Below are 17,218 nucleotides of genomic sequence, written 5' to 3'. Positions count from 1 at the left end.
GGGCCTGTGGGTGTCGCGCGGTGCTTAGAGTGCGGCGATCTTGCCGCGCTGCTCGACCATCTTGGCCAGGGCCTGTTCAGCTTCGGCCAGTTTGGCGCGCTCCTTCTCCAGCACTTCGGCCGGGGCCTTGGCGACGAAGCCTTCGTTGGCCAGCTTGCTGCCCACACGCTTGACCTCGCCCTCGAGGCGGGCGACTTCCTTGTCCAGGCGCGCCAGTTCGGCGTCCTTGTCGATCAGCCCGGCCATCGGCACCAGCACTTCCATCTCGCCGACCAGGGTGGTGGCGGACATCGGCGCTTCTTCACCGGCAGCCAGTACGCGCACCGACTCCAGCTTGGCCAGCTTGCTCAGCAGCGGCTCGAAGTCGGCCAGGCGGCGTAGGTCTTCGGCACTGGCGTTGGCGACGATGATGTCGATGCGCTTGGCCATGGAGATTTTCATCTCGCCACGAATCTGCCGCACGCCGAGCATCAGTTGCTTGACCCACTCGATGTCACCTTCGGCAGCGGTGTCGATGCGGCTTTCGTTGGCCACCGGCCAGGCCTGCAGCATGATGGTCTCGCCGCTGACGCCAGCCTGGGCCTTGATGCGCTGCCAGATTTCTTCGGTGATAAAGGGCATGAACGGGTGGGCCAGGCGCAGGATCACTTCCAGCACGCGCACCAGGGTGCGGCGGGTGCCGCGCTGGCGCTCGATCGGCGCGTTTTCGTCCCACAGAACGGGCTTCACCAGTTCCAGGTACCAGGCGCAGTACTCGTCCCAGATGAACTCGTACAAGGCCTGGGCGGCCAGGTCGAAGCGGAAGGCATCGAGGTGGCGGGTCACGTCCTGCTCGCAGCGCTGCAGGGCGGAGATGATCCAGCGGTCTACCGGCGACAGGTCTACGGTTTCGCCATTGATGCCGGTGTCCTGGTTATCGGTGTTCTCGATAACGAAGTTGGCGGCGTTCCACAGCTTGTTGCAGAAGTTGCGGTAGCCCTCGACGCGGCCCATGTCGAACTTGATGTCGCGGCCGGTGGAGGCCAGCGCCAGGTTGGTGAAGCGCAGGGCGTCGGTGCCGTAGGCGGCGATGCCTTCGGGGAATTCGGCGCGGGTTTGCTTGGCGATCTTCTCGGCCAGCTTGGGCTGCATCATGCCGCTGGTGCGCTTGGCCACCAGGGCTTCGAGGTCGATGCCGTCGACGATGTCCAGTGGGTCGAGCACGTTGCCCTTGGACTTGGACATTTTCTGGCCCTGACCGTCGCGCACCAGACCGTGCACGTAGACGGTCTTGAACGGGATCTGCCCGGTCAGGTGGGTGGACAGCATGATCATCCGGGCGACCCAGAAGAATATGATGTCGAAGCCCGTCACCAAGACATCCGTTGGGTGGAAGGTCTTGAGAAAATCGGTCTGCTGCGGCCAGCCGAGGGTGGAGAAGGTCCACAGGCCGGAGCTGAACCAGGTGTCGAGCACGTCTTCGTCCTGGCGCAGGTTGGCATCGCCGAGGTTGTGCTTGGCGCGCACTTCCGCTTCGTCACGGCCGACGTAGACGTTGCCGGCATCGTCGTACCAGGCCGGAATGCGGTGGCCCCACCACAGCTGACGGCTGATGCACCAGTCCTGGATGTCACGCATCCAGCTGAAGTACATGTTCTCGTACTGCTTGGGCACGAACTGGATTTCACCGCTCTCGACCACGGCGATGGCTTTCTCGGCCAGCGGCTTGGTGGAGACGTACCACTGGTCGGTCAGCCACGGCTCGATAACGGTGCCGGAGCGGTCGCCTTTCGGCACTTTCAGGGCGTGGTCTTCGATCTTCTCCAGCAGGCCGGCAGCCTCGAAGGCGGCGACGATCTGCTTGCGCGCCTCGAAGCGATCCAGACCGGCGAACTGCGCCGGAATGTTCGCTTCGACCTGTTCGTTGACGCTACCGTCGAGGTTGAACACCTGAGCGGTGGTCAGCACGGCGGCGTTCTTGTCGAAGATGTTGATCAGCGGCAGGTTGTGGCGCTTGCCCACTTCGTAGTCGTTGAAGTCGTGCGCCGGGGTGATCTTCACGCAGCCGGTGCCGAACTCGGGGTCGCAGTAGTCATCGGCGATGATCGGGATGCGCCGGCCCAGCAGCGGCAGCTCGACGTAGCTGCCGATCAGTGCCTTGTAGCGCTCGTCTTCCGGGTGCACGGCCACGGCGCTGTCGCCGAGCATGGTTTCCGGGCGGGTGGTGGCGACGATCAGGTAGTCCTTGCCTTCAGCGGTCTTCTTGCCGTCAGCCAGCGGATAGCGCAGGTTCCACAGCGAGCCTTTCTCGTCGTGGTTTTCCACTTCGAGGTCGGAGATGGCGGTGTGGAACTTGGTGTCCCAGTTGACCAGGCGCTTGCCACGATAGATCAGGCCGTCCTCGTGCAGGCGGACGAAGGCTTCTTTCACGGCTTCGGACAGACCTTCGTCCATGGTGAAGCGCTCGCGCGACCAGTCCACCGAGCTGCCCAGGCGACGGATCTGGCGGGTGATGGTGCCGCCGGACTGTTCCTTCCACTCCCAGACTTTCTCGAGGAATTTCTCGCGGCCCAGGTCGTGGCGACCGATGCCATCGGCGGCCAACTGGCGCTCGACCACCATCTGCGTGGCGATACCCGCGTGGTCGGTGCCTGGCTGCCACAGGGTATTGCGGCCCTGCATGCGGCGGAAGCGGATCAGGCAGTCCATGATCGAGTTGTTGAAGCCGTGGCCCATGTGCAGGCTGCCGGTGACGTTCGGCGGCGGGATCATGATGGTGTAGGGCTCGCCCGAGCCTTGCGGGGCGAAATAGCCCTTGGCTTCCCAGTTCTGGTACAGGGCGGTTTCAATGGCGTGCGGCTGGTAGGTCTTGTCCATGCGCGGCGGGACCCTTTGACGGCTGATCGGAAAAGCCGACAAGTATACCGCTTCTGAGCGCCAAGCCATAAGCCCCGCGCTGTAGGGCAGACCTTTTGTAGGAGCCCCGCCTCGGGGCGAAGCTTTTGCTCTTTGCTGTCTGGCATTCGCCCCGGGGCGGGGCTCCTACAGGGCAGGGCTTACTTGCGTGGCGGCAGCAGACGCGGCAGGCGGGCTTCGAGGCGGCGCTTGAGTTCAGCCTCGATCTGCGGCACGAAATCGTCGATCACGTCCTGCAGGATCAACTGGGCAGCGGCGCGCAACTCGCCATGCACATGCTGCAGATCGCGGGCGCTGTCAGGCAGGTGCGGTTCGATGCGCTCGCGCAGCGTGCTTGGCGCTGGCTGCGGTGCTGGTGTCGGTTTGGGCGTCGGCGTGGCATGAAAAGGCGGCGGCGGGCCGGGCGGCGCGCTGACGATATCGGACAGCACGGGGATGCTGTCCGGGTCGAGCGAGTCGATCAGCAGTGGCGGCTCAGTGCTGTCATCACCCAGCAGCTCGCGTATCGACTCCAGGTCGTGCAGCAACTGAGCAGGTTTCTGTGGGGGCTTGGGGGTGTCCATGGTTATCGGCGCAGCGAGAAAAGGGGCTGGAATGGCTTGTGTTGTGAGCGTGCACGGACACTAAAGTTCGACGCGTTGCGGATCATACCCGCGCTGGCGATAGGTACGGAAATTCTCGCGACAGGCGTTGAGCAGTTCAGGCTGCTGATTGACGATCTCGATAATGCGGGAAAAGCGCTCGACATGCGGCGACAGGCTGCTGCCGAGGTTGATCAGCACGCCCTGCTCGCTACTCGGCACTTCGTCGATGCCCAATACCACGGGTGACAGTGGCGCTTCATGGTGCAGGTCATGGGGTACAAAGCGTTCGGCTTTGAATGTCCACAGCAGTTCGTCGAGTTCACCACACTGCGCCTCGTCGCTGCCGCGAACGAACACCGGCAGGCCGGCACTCCAGGCCTTGAGCGCCAGTTGGCAGGCGGCGCGCAGGCGGCCCGTGGCGTCGTTGGAGGAGAGAACGTAGAACTCGATTCTGGGCATCTGAAGATTTTCGATATTGAAGGGCGGCTGTAGGAGCGAGCTCTGCTCGCGAATCTTGGCAATACAAAAGCTTCGCGAGCAGAGCTCGCTCCTACGATATCCATCGTAGCCCGGACTATGTCCGGGCTACAGGCGCATCAGACCTTGGCGCGATCCAGCAGGTACTGGGTCAGCATCGGCACCGGGCGGCCAGTGCCGCCTTTGTCCTTGCCGCCGCTGATCCAGGCGGTGCCGGCGATATCCAGGTGCGCCCAATGGAAGTTCTTGGCAAAGCGCGACAGGAAGCAGCCAGCGGTGATGGTGCCGGCCTTGGGCCCGCCGATGTTGGCGATGTCGGCGAAGGGGCTGTCCAGCTGCTCCTGATACTCGTCGTACAGCGGCAGTTGCCAGGCGCGGTCGTCGGCGCTTTCGCCAGCCTTGAGTATCTGCTTGACCAGCGCGTCGTTGTTGCCCATCAGGCCGGAGACGTTGCTGCCCAGGGCGACGATGCACGCACCGGTCAGCGTGGCGATGTCGATCACCGCCTGCGGCTTGAAGCGCTCTGCGTAGGTCAGGGTGTCGCACAGCACCAGACGGCCTTCGGCGTCGGTGTTGAGGATCTCCACGGTCTGCCCGCTCATGGTGGTGACGATGTCGCCAGGGCGGGTGGCGCGGCCGCTGGGCATGTTCTCGGCGCAGGCCAGCAGGCACACCAGGTTGATCGGCAGTTGTAGCTCGAGCACGGCTTTCAGGGTGCCGAACACGCTGGCGGCGCCGCACATGTCGTACTTCATCTCGTCCATGCCGGCGGCCGGTTTGATGCTGATACCGCCGGTGTCGAAGGTGATGCCCTTGCCGACCAGGGCGAAGGGTTTGTCGTCCTTCTTACCGCCCTGGTAGTGCATGACGATCATGCGTGGCGGCTGCTCGCTGCCCTGAGCGACGGCGAGGAAGGCGCCGGCGCCGAGTTCCTTGAGTTTCTTCTCGTCGAGGATTTCCACCTTGAGGTTCTTGTAGGCCTTGCCCAGGGTCTTGGCTTCTTCGGCCAGGTAGCTGGGGTGGCAGAGGTTGGGCGGCAGGTTGCCCAGGTTCTTGGTGAAGGCGACACCCGCGGCGATGGCGCGGGCATGCTGCAGGCCGCGTTCGGCATCGGCCAGCTCGGCCTTGTCGACGACCAGGGTGATCTTCTTCAGGGCACGTGGGTCGGTCTTCTGGCTCTTGAACTGCTCGAACAGGTAGCTGCCGTCGGCCAGGGTTTCGATGATCAGACGAGTCTTGCCGTAGGTATCGCGGCCCTTGACCTTGAGCTCGTCGAGGGCGAGCAGGGCATCGCTGCCGCCCAGGCCCTTGAGTACGCCATGCACGCTTGCAACCAACTTGCGTAGTTGACGGTCGGATAGATCACCCTTGCCGCAGCCCACCAGCAATACACGCTCGGCCTTGAGTCCCGGTAGGCTGTGCAGCAGCAGGGTCTGGCCCGGCTTGCCGGCGATGTCGCCACGCTTGAGCATGGCGCTCAGCGCACCGTTGCTGGCCAGGTCGACGGCCTTGGCCGCAATGCCGAGCTTGCGGCCTTCGCCGATGGCGACGACCAGGGTCGCGGTTTTCAGGGTTTCCGGGCGGGTGCTTTTGACGAGGAATTCCATAGTGAGCTGTCCCCAAGACAAAGAGTCGGGTTTGACGGATAATAGCCGCCATTTTTCGAGGGTCCACCCTGCGGTGGGCCGGCAAGTAGGTGCGGCTAGTGTGAGCGCTCGCGCCTGAGCCTGACAACCCTGGAGCGTCCGGTTTGATCGTCTTCCGTTATCTGTCCCGCGAAGTGCTGGTGACCCTGAGTGCGGTGAGTGCCGTGCTGCTGGTGATCATCATGAGCGGTCGTTTCATCAAGTATCTGGCCCAGGCCGCGCAGGGCGTACTCGACCCGGGCGTACTGTTTCTGATCATGGGTTACCGGATTCCCGGCTTTCTGCAACTGATCCTGCCGCTGGGCCTGTTCCTCGGTTTTCTGCTGGCTTACGGGCGCCTCTACCTGGACAGCGAAATGACCGTGCTGTCGGCCACTGGCGTCAGCCAGCAGCGCCTGACTGTTTACAGCATGGCACCGGCGCTGGTCGTCGCCCTGTTGGTCGCCTGGCTGAGCATGGGCCTGGCGCCGCAAGGCGTGGCCAGCGTGGCGCGCATCCTCAATGAGCAGGATGCCCTGACCGAACTCGATACCCTGGTGCCGGGGCGCTTTCAGTCGCTCAAGGATGGCTCGCGGGTGACCTATTCGCAGGAGCTGTCAGCGGATCGTAGCGAGCTGCGCGGCGTGTTCATGTCGGAGAAGCGCTTCGCCGCCGATGGTCGTACCGAGCGCGGTATCACCGTGCTGGTCGCCGAAAGTGGTCGTCAGGAAATTCAGGCGGATGGCAGTCGTTATCTGATTCTGGAAAACGGCTATCGCTATGATGGTGAGCCGGGCGAGGCGGATTACCGTGCCATCCAGTACGACACCTATGGCGTGTTGCTGCCCAAGCCTGAAGTCGCCGTCGAAGCCAGTGAGCGCGAGGCCACACCGACTCGCGAGTTGTTCGGTAGCGACGATCCACGCCTGCAGGCTGAACTGCAATGGCGCCTGTCGCTGCCGCTGCTGGTCTTCATCGTCACCTTGCTGGCGGTGCCGCTGTCGAAAGTCAATCCGCGTCAGGGGCGCTTTCTCAAGCTGCTGCCGGCAATTTTCCTCTACATGGCCTACCTCGGCCTGCTGATCGCCGCCCGTGGTGCGCTGGACAAGGGCAGGCTGCCGCCGGCCCTGGGCTTGTGGTGGGTGCATGGCATCTTCTTCGCCGTCGGCATGCTGTTGTTGTACTGGGAGCGTCTGAGTCTGTGGTGGGCCACTCGTCGTGCGTCGGTGGCGGAGGTGGCTCATGGCTAAGTTGGATCGCTACATCGGCACACAGGTGTTCTTCGCCATTCTGGCAGTACTGGGGATCATTCTCGGGCTGGCATTGCTGTTCGCCTTCATCGACGAGCTCAGCGACCTCAACAAGGGCGACTATGGCCTGGGTCAGGTGCTCTGGTATGTGCTGCTGACGGCGCCGCGCCGCGCCTATGAAATGCTGCCGATGGCGGCGCTGATCGGTTGCCTGATCGGCCTCGGTACGCTGGCCAGCAACAGTGAGCTGACCATCATGCGCGCCGCCGGTGTCTCCATCGGGCGTATCGTCTGGGCGGTGATGAAACCCATGCTGGTGCTGATGCTGGCCGGTATTCTGATCGGCGAATACGTCGCACCTCTGACCGAGAATCAGGCCCAGGCGGATCGCGCATTGGCCCAGGGCGGTGGCGCGGCGCAAAGCTCCAAGCGTGGCATGTGGCATCGCCAGGGCCAGGAGTACGTGCATATCAACGCCGTGCAGCCCAATGGCATCCTGTTGGGGGTGACGCGTTATCGCTTCGATGACGAGCGTCGCCTGCTCTCGGCCAGCTTTGCCCGTCGTGCCGAGTACCGGGACAGCCACTGGATGCTGCGCAATGTGCAGACCACCGTGCTGCATGAGGATCGCTCCGAGGTGATCAACCAGCCTGAAGAGCGCTGGGATATCGAGCTCAATCCGGAACTGCTCGGCACTGTCGTGATGGAGCCCGAGGCGCTGTCGGTCACCGGGCTGTGGCAGTACATCCATTATCTGGGCGAGCAGGGGTTGAATAACGCGCGCTACTGGCTGGCATTTTGGACCAAGGTGCTGCAGCCACTGGTAACCGGCGCGCTGGTATTGATGGCGATTTCCTTCATCTTCGGCCCGCTGCGCTCGGTGACCCTGGGGCAGCGTGTGTTCACGGGGGTGCTGGTGGGTTTTATCTTCCGTATCGCTCAGGACCTGCTCGGCCCATCGAGCCTGGTGTTCGGTTTCTCGCCGCTGCTGGCGGTGCTGGTGCCGGCCGGTATCTGTGCGCTGGCCGGGGTGTGGTTGCTGCGGCGTGCCGGTTGAGCAGATTGTCGTGGGCATGAAAAGCCGGTTCGATGAGCCGGCTTTTTTGCATCTGCGCTGGGCTACTTCTTGTGAATATTCTTCGGCAGTTGCACCACACGACTGTCGGAATAGATGTCGTGCCAGGTGCGCCCCTGCTTGTCCCACAGCAGCCAGAGGAAGCCCAGGCCGGCGAACAGCCAGGAGCCGATGGCGACCACGAAACGCAGCAAGGCCTGCCACAGGTCGATGGCGCTGCCGTCGGCGTTCTGAATGCGCAATCCCCAGGCCTGCATGCCCAGCGTCTGGCCATTGTGCGTCCAGAACTTGGCGAAGAAGGCGAACAGTGACAGCAGCACCAGGCTGGCAAGCAGCGGGTCATTATCCAGTGCGCCGGCTTCGGACATGGCCATCAGCCTATCGCCGCCGTGGATCAGGCGCAAAATGCCCTGCTGATAGATCAGGGTGACCACCATGATCAATGCCACACAGAGCAGAGAATCGTAGAAGAGGGCCGCCAGGCGACGAATCGGCCCTGCAGTGGGGAAGTCACCCTGCGGGCGTAACGGGTGTTTCGGCATGATGGGCTCGCTGAGACGAAAGTGCGCGCCATTCTAACCGCGACTTCTCTGTCGGCATAAAGATGTGCGCAGGCTATCTGTAACCTGGCGCTGCTGCGGGAAAGACAGGCAAAAAAAACCCCTGACAGTTATCAGGGGTTTTTCAAGGCGGCGGCGATTAGCCCAGGACTTGAACCTGGTCAGCCTGCATACCTTTTTGACCTTGCACAGCTACGAAGCTGACTTTCTGGCCTTCTTTCAGGCTCTTGAAGCCATTACCTTCGATCGCGCGGAAGTGCACGAACAGATCCGGACCGCTTTCGGGAGTGATAAAACCAAAACCTTTCTCGTCGTTAAACCACTTGACGGTACCGTTCTGACGATTCGACATGTCTTTTTCCTTGAAACTAGAGTTGATGACAGCCTCCACATAGATAGAGGGCTGAGACTGGTTGCAAGGAGTAATAGAAGTCGAGCGGGATGTAGCGGATCTTGATGATCTGCTGCACCAGAGTCACGATTCACAGCGACCCATGCAAACAGTGGGTTCACTCTACGCTAAGTTTTGCGCAAATGCCAACCCCTGCCGGCAAGGTCGCCGGCCAGGTTTTGCGGGGGCTGTCCGGGCGCAATACCGGTGTAGCAGTAAGCTGCCCGTGAGTGGCGTCCGGGTTGCTCGGACGCAAACGAAAAAGCCCGTAAGACCAATGTCTTACGGGCTTCTTGTATCGTGGTGCCCCGGGGGAGACTCGAACTCCCACTCCTTTCGAAAACGGATTTTGAATCCGCCGCGTCTACCGATTCCGCCACCGGGGCACGATGGCGGCGAAGTATAGGGATGCGTCTGGCGCCGGTCAATCGGCGTTGCTGTTGTTCTCTGGTCAATGCTGAGTCCGTCTGCGTGCAAGCCGTTGTCATCGGGCGCGGCGGTGTTGTTACGGTTTGCCGGCCCTTGGCGGCGAGCGTGATGGCTATGGCCTGTAATTCATGCTCGCACTGGATGAGCGCTTGCCAGAACAGTTGCAAGCCAGTCGTCCCTTGCCGCCGCTGCGCACGCAGAAGCTGTTTCGCGAGGGGGCGCTGCAGATTGAGTGTTGCGTGAGCAAGCACTGGCGCCGTGATGCCGGGCAGGGTGAGGTGTCGTTGTGGACGGTGCCGGTGCTCGAGGCCGAGGAGATGCTGGTTTTCGCGCCAGGCAGGCGTTTTGCCTATCAACGGCTGCAGAATTTGCGTGGGCGTTCGATCGCGACCGTGCGTGGTTATGGCTACGTCGGCAGTGAGTATTTCCAGCGTCACGATGGTGCCGATGTGCAGGCGCTGATTCACCTGGTCGCGCAGGGGCGTAGCGAGGTCGGCATTCTGGATCGTCTGGAATGGCGCTACCTGCAGCATGAGCATGCGATGTTGCAGGGGGCTCGTTGGCAGGTAGAGGAGGGGCCGACGATCAATCGCTCTCAGTTGCGTCTGCGCCTGCATCAGCAGCAGGCGAACAGGTTGGCGGCCTTTAATGCTGCGATCCGTTCTCTGCAGGCCGATGGCACCCTGGCGCGTATCGTTGCCCGCTATGCCCCGCAGGCTCACGTGGCCGGGCCAGTGGAAATCCGGTAAGCTCTGCGACCCTGCAAAAATGCCCCCTCCGAATCATGCGTGTTGCCGATTTTCACTTCGACCTTCCCGAATCGCTGATTGCCCGTCATCCGTTGGCCGAGCGTCGTGCCAGTCGCCTGTTGCAGCTCGACGGGCCAACGGGTGCGCTGCGCCATGGCCAGTTCACCGATGTGCTGGAGCAACTGCGCCCCGGTGATCTGATGGTGTTCAACGACACGCGGGTGATCCCGGCGCGTCTGTTCGGCCAGAAGGCCTCGGGCGGCAAGCTGGAGGTGTTGGTCGAGCGTGTGCTCGATCAGTATCGGGTGCTTGCGCATGTGCGTTCGAGCAAGTCGCCCAAGCCGGGGTCGCAGATTCTTATCGACGGTGGCGCAGAGGCCGAGATGGTCGCGCGCCACGATGCGCTGTTCGAGCTGCGTTTTGCCGAGCCGGTGCTGCCGCTGCTGGAGCGTGTCGGCCATATGCCGCTGCCTCCTTATATAGACAGACCGGACGACGAAGCGGATCGTGAGCGTTATCAGACCGTCTATGCGCAGAAGGCGGGGGCCGTCGCTGCGCCGACTGCCGGTCTGCACTTCGATGACGAGCTGTTGGCGGCGATCCGTGCCAAGGGTGTGGAAACCGCATTCGTGACCTTGCACGTCGGTGCGGGCACCTTCCAGCCGGTGCGGGTCGAGCGTATCGAAGATCACCACATGCACAGCGAGTGGCTGGAGGTCGGCCAGGATGTGGTCGATGCTGTCGCCGCCTGTCGTGCGCGTGGCGGGCGCGTGGTTGCCGTGGGTACCACCAGCGTGCGTTCGCTGGAGACGGCCGCTCGCGATGGCGAGTTGAAACCCTTCAGCGGTGATACCGATATCTTCATTTATCCAGGACGCCCCTTCCATGTGGTCGATGCCCTGGTGACCAACTTCCACCTGCCCGAGTCGACCCTGCTGATGCTGGTGTCGGCCTTTGCCGGTTATGCCGAAACCATGGCCGCCTACCGCGAGGCCGTGGCGCAGGGCTATCGCTTCTTCAGTTACGGTGATGCCATGTTCATCACCCGCAATCCCGCCGCGCGCGGGCCCGAGGTTTGAGTATGTCGCGCACCTGTCGCATGTCCTTCGAGTTGCTGGCCACCGACGGCAAGGCCCGACGCGGTCGCCTGACCTTTCCGCGTGGCGTGGTGGAAACCCCGGCGTTCATGCCGGTGGGTACCTATGGCACGGTCAAGGGCATGTTGCCGCGTGATATCGAGGCCATTGGCGCGCAGATCATCCTCGGCAACACCTTCCACCTGTGGCTGCGTCCGGGCATGGAGGTGATCAAGAAACACGGCGACCTGCACGATTTCATGCAGTGGCAGGGGCCGATCCTCACCGACTCTGGCGGCTTTCAGGTGTTCAGCCTCGGTGCCATGCGCAAGATCAAGGAGGAGGGCGTGTACTTCGCCTCGCCGGTCGATGGCACCAAGGTGTTCATGGGGCCGGAAGAGTCGATGCAGGTACAGCGTGATCTGGGCTCGGACATCGTGATGATCTTCGATGAATGCACGCCGTACCCGGCCGAATTCGATGTAGCCAAGCGTTCCATGGAGCTGTCGCTGCGTTGGGCCAAGCGCTCGAAGACCGCACACGGTGAGAGCAGCGCAGCGCTGTTCGGTATCGTCCAGGGTGGCATGCATGAAGAGCTGCGCATGCGCTCGCTCGAAGGGCTTTGCGAAATCGGCTTCGACGGCCTGGCCATTGGCGGGCTGTCGGTCGGCGAGCCGAAGGAAGAGATGATCCGTGTGCTAGATTTTCTGCCGCCGCACATGCCGGCCGACAAGCCGCGCTACCTGATGGGCGTAGGCAAGCCGGAAGACCTGGTCGAGGGTGTGCGCCGTGGCGTGGACATGTTCGACTGCGTGATGCCGACGCGCAATGCGCGCAACGGCCACCTGTTCGTCGATACCGGCGTGGTGAAGATTCGCAACGCCGTGCACAAACACGACGACTCGTCGCTGGACCCGACCTGCGACTGTTACACCTGTAAACATTTCTCGCGCGCTTATCTGCATCATCTGGACAAGTGCGGCGAAATGCTCGGTAGCATGCTCAATACCATCCATAACTTGCGGCATTATCAGCGGGTTATGGCTGGTTTGCGCGAGGCTATCGGACAGGGTACATTGGCCGCCTTCGTCGAAACCTTCTATGCCAAGCGCGGCCTGCCTGTGCCGCCGCTTGACTGATTCCCGAACGATTCAAGATCTTTTCCATTAGGAGTGATACATGAGCTTTTTCATCCCCGCCGCTTACGCTGACACCGCGGCTGCTGGCCCTGCCGGCAGCGGTTTCGAGTGGGTTTTCCTGATCGGCTTTCTGGTCATCTTCTATCTGATGATCTGGCGTCCGCAGGCCAAACGCGCCAAGGAACACAAGAACCTGCTCGCCAGCCTGCAGAAGGGCGACGAAGTGGTCACCAGCGGCGGTATCGCTGGCAAGGTGTCCAAGGTTGCCGACGATTTCGTGGTGATCGAAGTGTCCGACAGCGTCGAACTGAAATTCCAGAAGCAGGCCATCGCCGCCACTCTGCCCAAGGGCACGCTGAAAGCCATCTGATTCGGTTCTCGGTTTTTCCATTCCACGGGGCGCTTTTAGCGCCCCGCGTCATAAGCGGGCGGCTCGTTCATGCTCAATAAATACCCTCTGTGGAAGTACCTGCTGATTTTGTCCGTTCTGGCAATCGGCCTGGTGTACTCCATTCCCAACCTTTATCCAGACGATCCTGCCATACAGATCAGCGGCGCCAGCTCGGCGCTGAGCATCGAGCAGGCGGATGTCGACCGTGCCAGCAAAGCGCTGCAGGACGCCGGTATTGCCGTCAAGGCTGCCAGCATCGACGAGCGTGGCCGCGCTGGCCTGATTCGTCTGACCAAGCAGGATGACCAGTTGCCGGCCAAGGACATCGTCCGCCGTGCGCTGGGCGATGATTACGTCGTGGCGCTGAACCTGGCGCAAACCACCCCCGACTGGCTGCGTAGCCTGGGTGCGAGCCCGATGAAGCTCGGCCTGGATCTGTCTGGTGGTGTGCACTTCCTGCTGGAAGTCGACATGGACAAGGCGCTGGATGTGCGCCGCAAGGTTTATGAAGGTGAGATCAAGAGCCTGCTGCGCAAGGAGCGTATTCGCTACCGCAGCATGCCGGAAAGCAATGGCCGGATTCAGCTCGGCTTTGCCGACAGCGACACGCTGGACAAGGCGCAGCGCCTGATTCGCAAGGATTACAGCGATTTCGAACTGACCACTGTCGAGCGTGGCGGCCAGCATATTCTGCAGCTGGGTCTGACTCAGGCGAAGATCGCCGAGATTCGTGAGTACTCCATTCGCCAGAACCTCACCACTGTACGCAATCGCGTTAATGAACTGGGCGTGGCCGAGCCGCTGGTGCAGCGCCAGGGTGCCAACCGTATCGTGGTGGAGCTGCCGGGTGTGCAGGACACTGCCGAGGCCAAGCGTATTCTCGGCAAGACCGCCAGCCTGGAGTTCCGTCTGCAGGCCGACCCCAATGCGCCGCGTGGCGCCACCGAGACCTTCAGCTTCCGTGAGGAAGGTCGTCCGCCGGTACAGCTGGAGCGTGAGCTGATCATCACTGGCGATCATGTGACCGACGCCCAGGCCAGTTTTGACGAGAATGGTCGCCCGCAGGTGAACATTCGCCTCGACGGTCACGGCGGCGAGCTGATGAACCGCGCCACCCGCAACAACGTCGGCCGCAGCATGGCGGTGATCTTCATCGAGCAGAAGCCGGTCACCCGCTACGTGCGTCAGACTATCGACGGCGTCGAGCAGGAAGTTGCCATTTCTTCCTTCGTGGAAGAGAAGAAGATCATCAGCCTGGCGACCATCCAGTCACCACTGGGCAGCCAGTTCCGCATCACCGGCCTGAACGGCCAGGGCGAGTCGTCAGAGCTGGCGCTGCTGCTGCGTGCCGGTGGTCTGGCGGCACCGATGTACTTCGCTGAAGAACGCACCATCGGTCCGAGCCTGGGGGCCGAGAACATTGCCAAAGGTATCGCCTCCACCGAGTGGGCGATGATCTTCGTGTCCCTGTTCATCATCGCCATCTATCGCTTCTTCGGTGTGCTGGCGACCGTTGCCCTGGCGTTCAACCTGGTGCTGCTGGTCGGTCTGATGTCTGCCATTGGCGCGACCCTGACCCTGCCGGGTATCGCCGGTATCGTGCTGACCCTGGGTATGGCGGTAGACGCCAACGTACTGATTTTCTCGCGGATACGCGAGGAGCTGGCCAATGGACTGCCGGTGCAGCGTGCCCTGCACGAGGGCTTCGATCGTGCCTATTCGGCGATTCTGGACAGTAACCTGACCACCTTGTTGGTGGGCGGCATCCTATTCGCCATGGGGACCGGTCCGGTGAAGGGCTTCGCGGTAACGCTGTCGCTGGGCATCATTACGTCGATGTTCACCGCCATCATGTTCACCCGTGGTCTGGTCAACCTGATCTTCGGTGGCCGTAACTTCAAGAAGCTGTGGATCTGAGGTGCAGCCATGATCAAGTCAACCATTCGTTTCATGGCGGTCCGCAATATCGCCTTCTCCATTACGGTCGTGCTGACGCTGATTGGTCTCGGCGCGCTGTTTACCAAGGGGCTTAATTTCGGCCTGGATTTCACCGGTGGCACCCTGATCGAGTTGCAGTACGAGCAGCCGGCCAACCTAGAGCTGATCAAGGCCGAGTTGAGCCAGGCCGGTTATACCGACGCCGTGGTGCAAAGCTTTGGCGCCAGCACGGATGTACTGGTGCGTCTGGCTGGCGATTCCCCTGATCTGGGTAATGAGGTCGCGGCTGCGCTGCGCAAGGTCGACGAGGCAGCGCGCTTCGAGGTCAAGCGCGTCGAGTTCGTCGGCCCGCAGGTGGGTGAAGAGCTGCGTGACCAGGGCGGTATCGCCATGCTCCTGGCGTTAGGCGGGATCATGCTCTACCTGGCGTTTCGCTTTCAGTGGAAGTTTGGTGTCGGTGCCATCGCATCCTTGGTGCACGACGTGATCATCACCTTGGGTGTGCTGGCGTTCTTCCAGATTCCATTCGACCTGACGGTGCTGGCGGCGGTGCTGGCGATGATCGGTTATTCGCTCAACGACACCATCATCATCTACGACCGGATTCGTGAGAACTTCCGTGTAATGCGCAAGACCTCGCTGATCGAGAACATCGACGTTTCGATCACTCAGACCCTTCTGCGTACCATCGCCACCTCGCTGTCCACTGCGCTGGCCTTGTTGGCACTGCTGTTCTTCGGTGGTGACGTACTGGCGGCCTTCGCCCTGACCCTGTTGGTCGGTGTGGTGGTGGGGACCTACTCGTCGGTCTACATCGGCGCCACGGTGCTGGTATGGCTGAAGCTCAGCGTGGAGGATCTGATTCCGCCAGTGGTCGAGGCCGAGGCAGACGACGGTCGTCCATGATGTTGTGACTCGCATCATGAAAGTCAGCGAAAGCCGCGGCAAGTCGAACTTGTCGCGGTTTTTTGCTGTCCCAGGCATAGAGAAGGGCGTGAGTCGCCGAGCCTAGGAGACACAAAAATGAATAAATCAATGTTGGTAGGTGCCGTACTGGGTGCTGTGGGTGTGACCGCGGGTGGGGCCGTCGCCACCTACAGTCTGGTTGATCGCGGCCCGGACTATGCCGAGGTGCTGGCGGTAACGCCGATAAACGAAACCGTTAAAACGCCGCGTGAGGTCTGCCAGGATGTCACCGTCACCCGCCAGCGTCCGGTGCAGGATCAGCACCAGATTGCCGGCACGGCCATCGGCGCCATTGCCGGCGGCCTGCTGGGCAATCAGGTGGGGGGTGGCACGGGCAAGAAGATTGCGACCGTCGCGGGTGCGGTTGGCGGCGGTTATGCCGGCAACAAGATTCAGGAAGGCATGCAGCAGCGTGACACCTACACCACCACCGAAACCCGCTGCAACACCGTGACCGATACCAGCGAGAAGCTGGTGGGCTATGACGTGAAGTACCAGTTGGGCGAGCAGGTTGGCACCGTACGCATGGATCGTGATCCGGGTAGCCGTATCCCGGTCAACAAACAGGGCGAGTTGGTGCTGGTGCAGCAGGCCCAGTAAGAAACTCAAGCCAGAAAAAACGCCCCTCGGGGTAATGTCAGTCAGTTAAGCCGTTGCACTCGATCTTTGTAGGAGCCGGCTTGCCGGCGATCCGCCATAAAAAGCATCGCCAGCAAGCTGGCTCCTACGAAAAGCGCCCCCTCTACTGCAAGTAGGAGGGGGTGGTGACGAACTTATCTGATCAGCATTATCCCTCGGGGCGTTTTTTTATTGCTCGACAGAAGCTCAGCGTTTCATCGAGGGTGCCAGATGTGGCTGGATCGCGGTCAGCACGGCCTTGAAGCACTTGGTGTTGCCGGCAACGATCTGGCCTTTCTCAAGGAATTCGTGGCCACCAGTGAAGTCGCTGACCAGGCCGCCTGCTTCCTGGATCAGCAGGGCGCCGGCTGCCATGTCCCACTCGGACAAGCCGAATTCCCAGAAGGCGTCGTAGCGGCCGGCTGCGACATAAGCCAGATCCAGGCTGGCGGCACCGGCACGGCGTACGCCGGCGGTCTGGCCGACCAGGCTACGGAACATACTCAGGTAGTTCTCGAGGTTGTCCAGCTGCTCGTTGCGGAACGGGAAGCCGGTACCCAGCAGCGCGCCATCCAGGCTCTTGCGGTTGCTGACACGCAGGCGGCGACCGTTGAGGGCGGCGCCACGGCCGCGGCTGGCGGTGAATTCTTCCTGGCGCACCGGGTCGAGGACGATGGCGTGCTCAAGGCGGCCGCGGTATTTGCAGGCGATGCTGATGGCGAAGTGCGGTACGCCGCGAACGAAGTTGGTGGTGCCGTCCAGCGGGTCGATGATCCACTGGTAGTCGGCGCCGTCGCCACTGCCTTCCAGCACGCCGCCTTCCTCGCCCAGGAAGCTGTGGGTCGGGTAGGCCTTGCGGATGGCCTGGACGATCATCAGCTCAGCGGCTTTGTCGACCTCGGTGACGTAATCCTTGGCGTCCTTCTCGTCGACCGAGATGACATCCAGGCGCTCGATGGAGCGAAAGATCATTTCACCGGCGCTGCGAGCGGCGCGCAGGGCGATATTCAGCATGGGCTGCATGGGCGGTTCACCTGGGGCGTTAAAGAAAGCCG

16 protein-coding genes and 1 tRNA gene are annotated in these 17,218 nt (G+C 62.0%); 9 read left to right on the top strand and 8 right to left on the bottom strand.

Annotated elements, in window-relative coordinates; translation table 11 throughout:
- Positions 1 to 24: 24 nt before the first annotated feature.
- The 4 genes from N5J71_RS18535 to N5J71_RS18520 form a co-directional block, all read right to left on the bottom strand.
- Positions 25 to 2,856, bottom strand: coding sequence for a valine--tRNA ligase (locus tag N5J71_RS18535; RefSeq protein ID WP_279917382.1), 2,832 nt, complete (start codon positions 2,854 to 2,856; stop codon positions 25 to 27).
- 179 nt (positions 2,857 to 3,035) lie between these two features.
- Positions 3,036 to 3,458 (bottom strand): DNA polymerase III subunit chi, encoded by a 423-nt coding sequence (locus N5J71_RS18530; RefSeq protein ID WP_074859279.1) that lies wholly within the window; start codon positions 3,456 to 3,458, stop codon positions 3,036 to 3,038.
- Between the two features lie 60 nt (positions 3,459 to 3,518).
- Complete coding sequence (locus N5J71_RS18525; protein ID WP_074859276.1) at positions 3,519 to 3,938, bottom strand: DNA polymerase III subunit chi; 420 nt, start codon at positions 3,936 to 3,938, stop codon at positions 3,519 to 3,521.
- A 137-nt stretch (positions 3,939 to 4,075) separates the two neighbouring features.
- Entirely contained in the window at positions 4,076 to 5,563 is a 1,488-nt protein-coding gene (locus N5J71_RS18520) for a leucyl aminopeptidase (protein ID WP_074859273.1), read from the bottom strand.
- A gap of 143 nt (positions 5,564 to 5,706) precedes the next feature.
- Between N5J71_RS18520 and lptF the strand changes: the two genes are divergently transcribed.
- On the top strand, positions 5,707 to 6,831 hold the full coding sequence (gene lptF, locus N5J71_RS18515) for an LPS export ABC transporter permease LptF (protein ID WP_074859270.1): 1,125 nt from the start codon (positions 5,707 to 5,709) through the stop codon (positions 6,829 to 6,831).
- Positions 6,824 to 7,888, top strand: a complete 1,065-nt coding sequence (lptG, locus tag N5J71_RS18510; RefSeq protein ID WP_074859267.1) for an LPS export ABC transporter permease LptG — start codon at positions 6,824 to 6,826, stop codon at positions 7,886 to 7,888. The genes lptF and lptG overlap by 8 nt, the downstream gene beginning before the upstream one ends.
- 62 nt (positions 7,889 to 7,950) lie before the next feature.
- Here lptG and N5J71_RS18505 read toward each other — a convergent pair whose 3' ends face one another.
- From N5J71_RS18505 to N5J71_RS18495, 3 genes are all read right to left on the bottom strand, one after another.
- On the bottom strand, positions 7,951 to 8,448 hold the full coding sequence (locus tag N5J71_RS18505) for an RDD family protein (RefSeq protein ID WP_003459663.1): 498 nt from the start codon (positions 8,446 to 8,448) through the stop codon (positions 7,951 to 7,953).
- A 157-nt stretch (positions 8,449 to 8,605) separates the two neighbouring features.
- The gene (locus tag N5J71_RS18500) at positions 8,606 to 8,818 is read right to left on the bottom strand and encodes a cold-shock protein (RefSeq protein ID WP_003459665.1); all 213 of its coding nucleotides are present in this window, start codon (positions 8,816 to 8,818) and stop codon (positions 8,606 to 8,608) included.
- A gap of 340 nt (positions 8,819 to 9,158) precedes the next feature.
- Positions 9,159 to 9,243 (bottom strand) — tRNA-Leu (locus tag N5J71_RS18495).
- A gap of 171 nt (positions 9,244 to 9,414) precedes the next feature.
- Between N5J71_RS18495 and N5J71_RS18490 the strand changes: the two genes are divergently transcribed.
- From N5J71_RS18490 to N5J71_RS18460, 7 genes are all read left to right on the top strand, one after another.
- Positions 9,415 to 10,035 (top strand): substrate-binding periplasmic protein, encoded by a 621-nt coding sequence (locus tag N5J71_RS18490; RefSeq protein WP_074859264.1) that lies wholly within the window; start codon positions 9,415 to 9,417, stop codon positions 10,033 to 10,035.
- A gap of 35 nt (positions 10,036 to 10,070) precedes the next feature.
- A complete protein-coding gene (gene queA, locus N5J71_RS18485; protein WP_074859261.1) occupies positions 10,071 to 11,114 on the top strand; it encodes a tRNA preQ1(34) S-adenosylmethionine ribosyltransferase-isomerase QueA in 1,044 nt (347 codons plus the stop codon).
- Between the two features lie 20 nt (positions 11,115 to 11,134).
- Positions 11,135 to 12,250 carry a tRNA guanosine(34) transglycosylase Tgt gene (tgt, locus tag N5J71_RS18480; RefSeq protein WP_156157214.1) on the top strand — a complete coding sequence of 372 codons (1,116 nt, stop codon included), beginning with the start codon at positions 11,135 to 11,137 and terminating at the stop codon, positions 12,248 to 12,250.
- 40 nt (positions 12,251 to 12,290) lie between these two features.
- Positions 12,291 to 12,620: a preprotein translocase subunit YajC gene (yajC, locus tag N5J71_RS18475; RefSeq protein ID WP_003459673.1), complete on the top strand. Its 330-nt coding sequence runs from the start codon at positions 12,291 to 12,293 to the stop codon at positions 12,618 to 12,620.
- 69 nt (positions 12,621 to 12,689) lie between these two features.
- Entirely contained in the window at positions 12,690 to 14,558 is a 1,869-nt protein-coding gene (gene secD, locus N5J71_RS18470) for a protein translocase subunit SecD (protein WP_003459675.1), read from the top strand.
- 9 nt (positions 14,559 to 14,567) lie between these two features.
- Complete coding sequence (gene secF, locus N5J71_RS18465; protein ID WP_074859254.1) at positions 14,568 to 15,485, top strand: protein translocase subunit SecF; 918 nt, start codon at positions 14,568 to 14,570, stop codon at positions 15,483 to 15,485.
- Between the two features lie 117 nt (positions 15,486 to 15,602).
- A complete protein-coding gene (locus N5J71_RS18460; protein WP_003459679.1) occupies positions 15,603 to 16,145 on the top strand; it encodes a glycine zipper 2TM domain-containing protein in 543 nt (180 codons plus the stop codon).
- Positions 16,146 to 16,370: 225 nt separating this feature from the next.
- Here the strand turns inward: N5J71_RS18460 and suhB are convergent, their stop codons facing one another.
- Positions 16,371 to 17,186 carry a type III secretion system regulator SuhB gene (gene suhB / locus N5J71_RS18455; protein ID WP_003459681.1) on the bottom strand — a complete coding sequence of 272 codons (816 nt, stop codon included), beginning with the start codon at positions 17,184 to 17,186 and terminating at the stop codon, positions 16,371 to 16,373.
- Positions 17,187 to 17,218 lie beyond the last annotated feature (32 nt).

The organism is Ectopseudomonas oleovorans, assembly GCF_029845265.1.
In the GTDB taxonomy this organism is placed as follows: Bacteria; Pseudomonadota; Gammaproteobacteria; order Pseudomonadales; family Pseudomonadaceae; genus Aquipseudomonas; species Aquipseudomonas oleovorans.
Note: the sequence above shows the minus strand (reverse complement) of the source record. Positions and strands in the feature narration are given on the sequence as shown.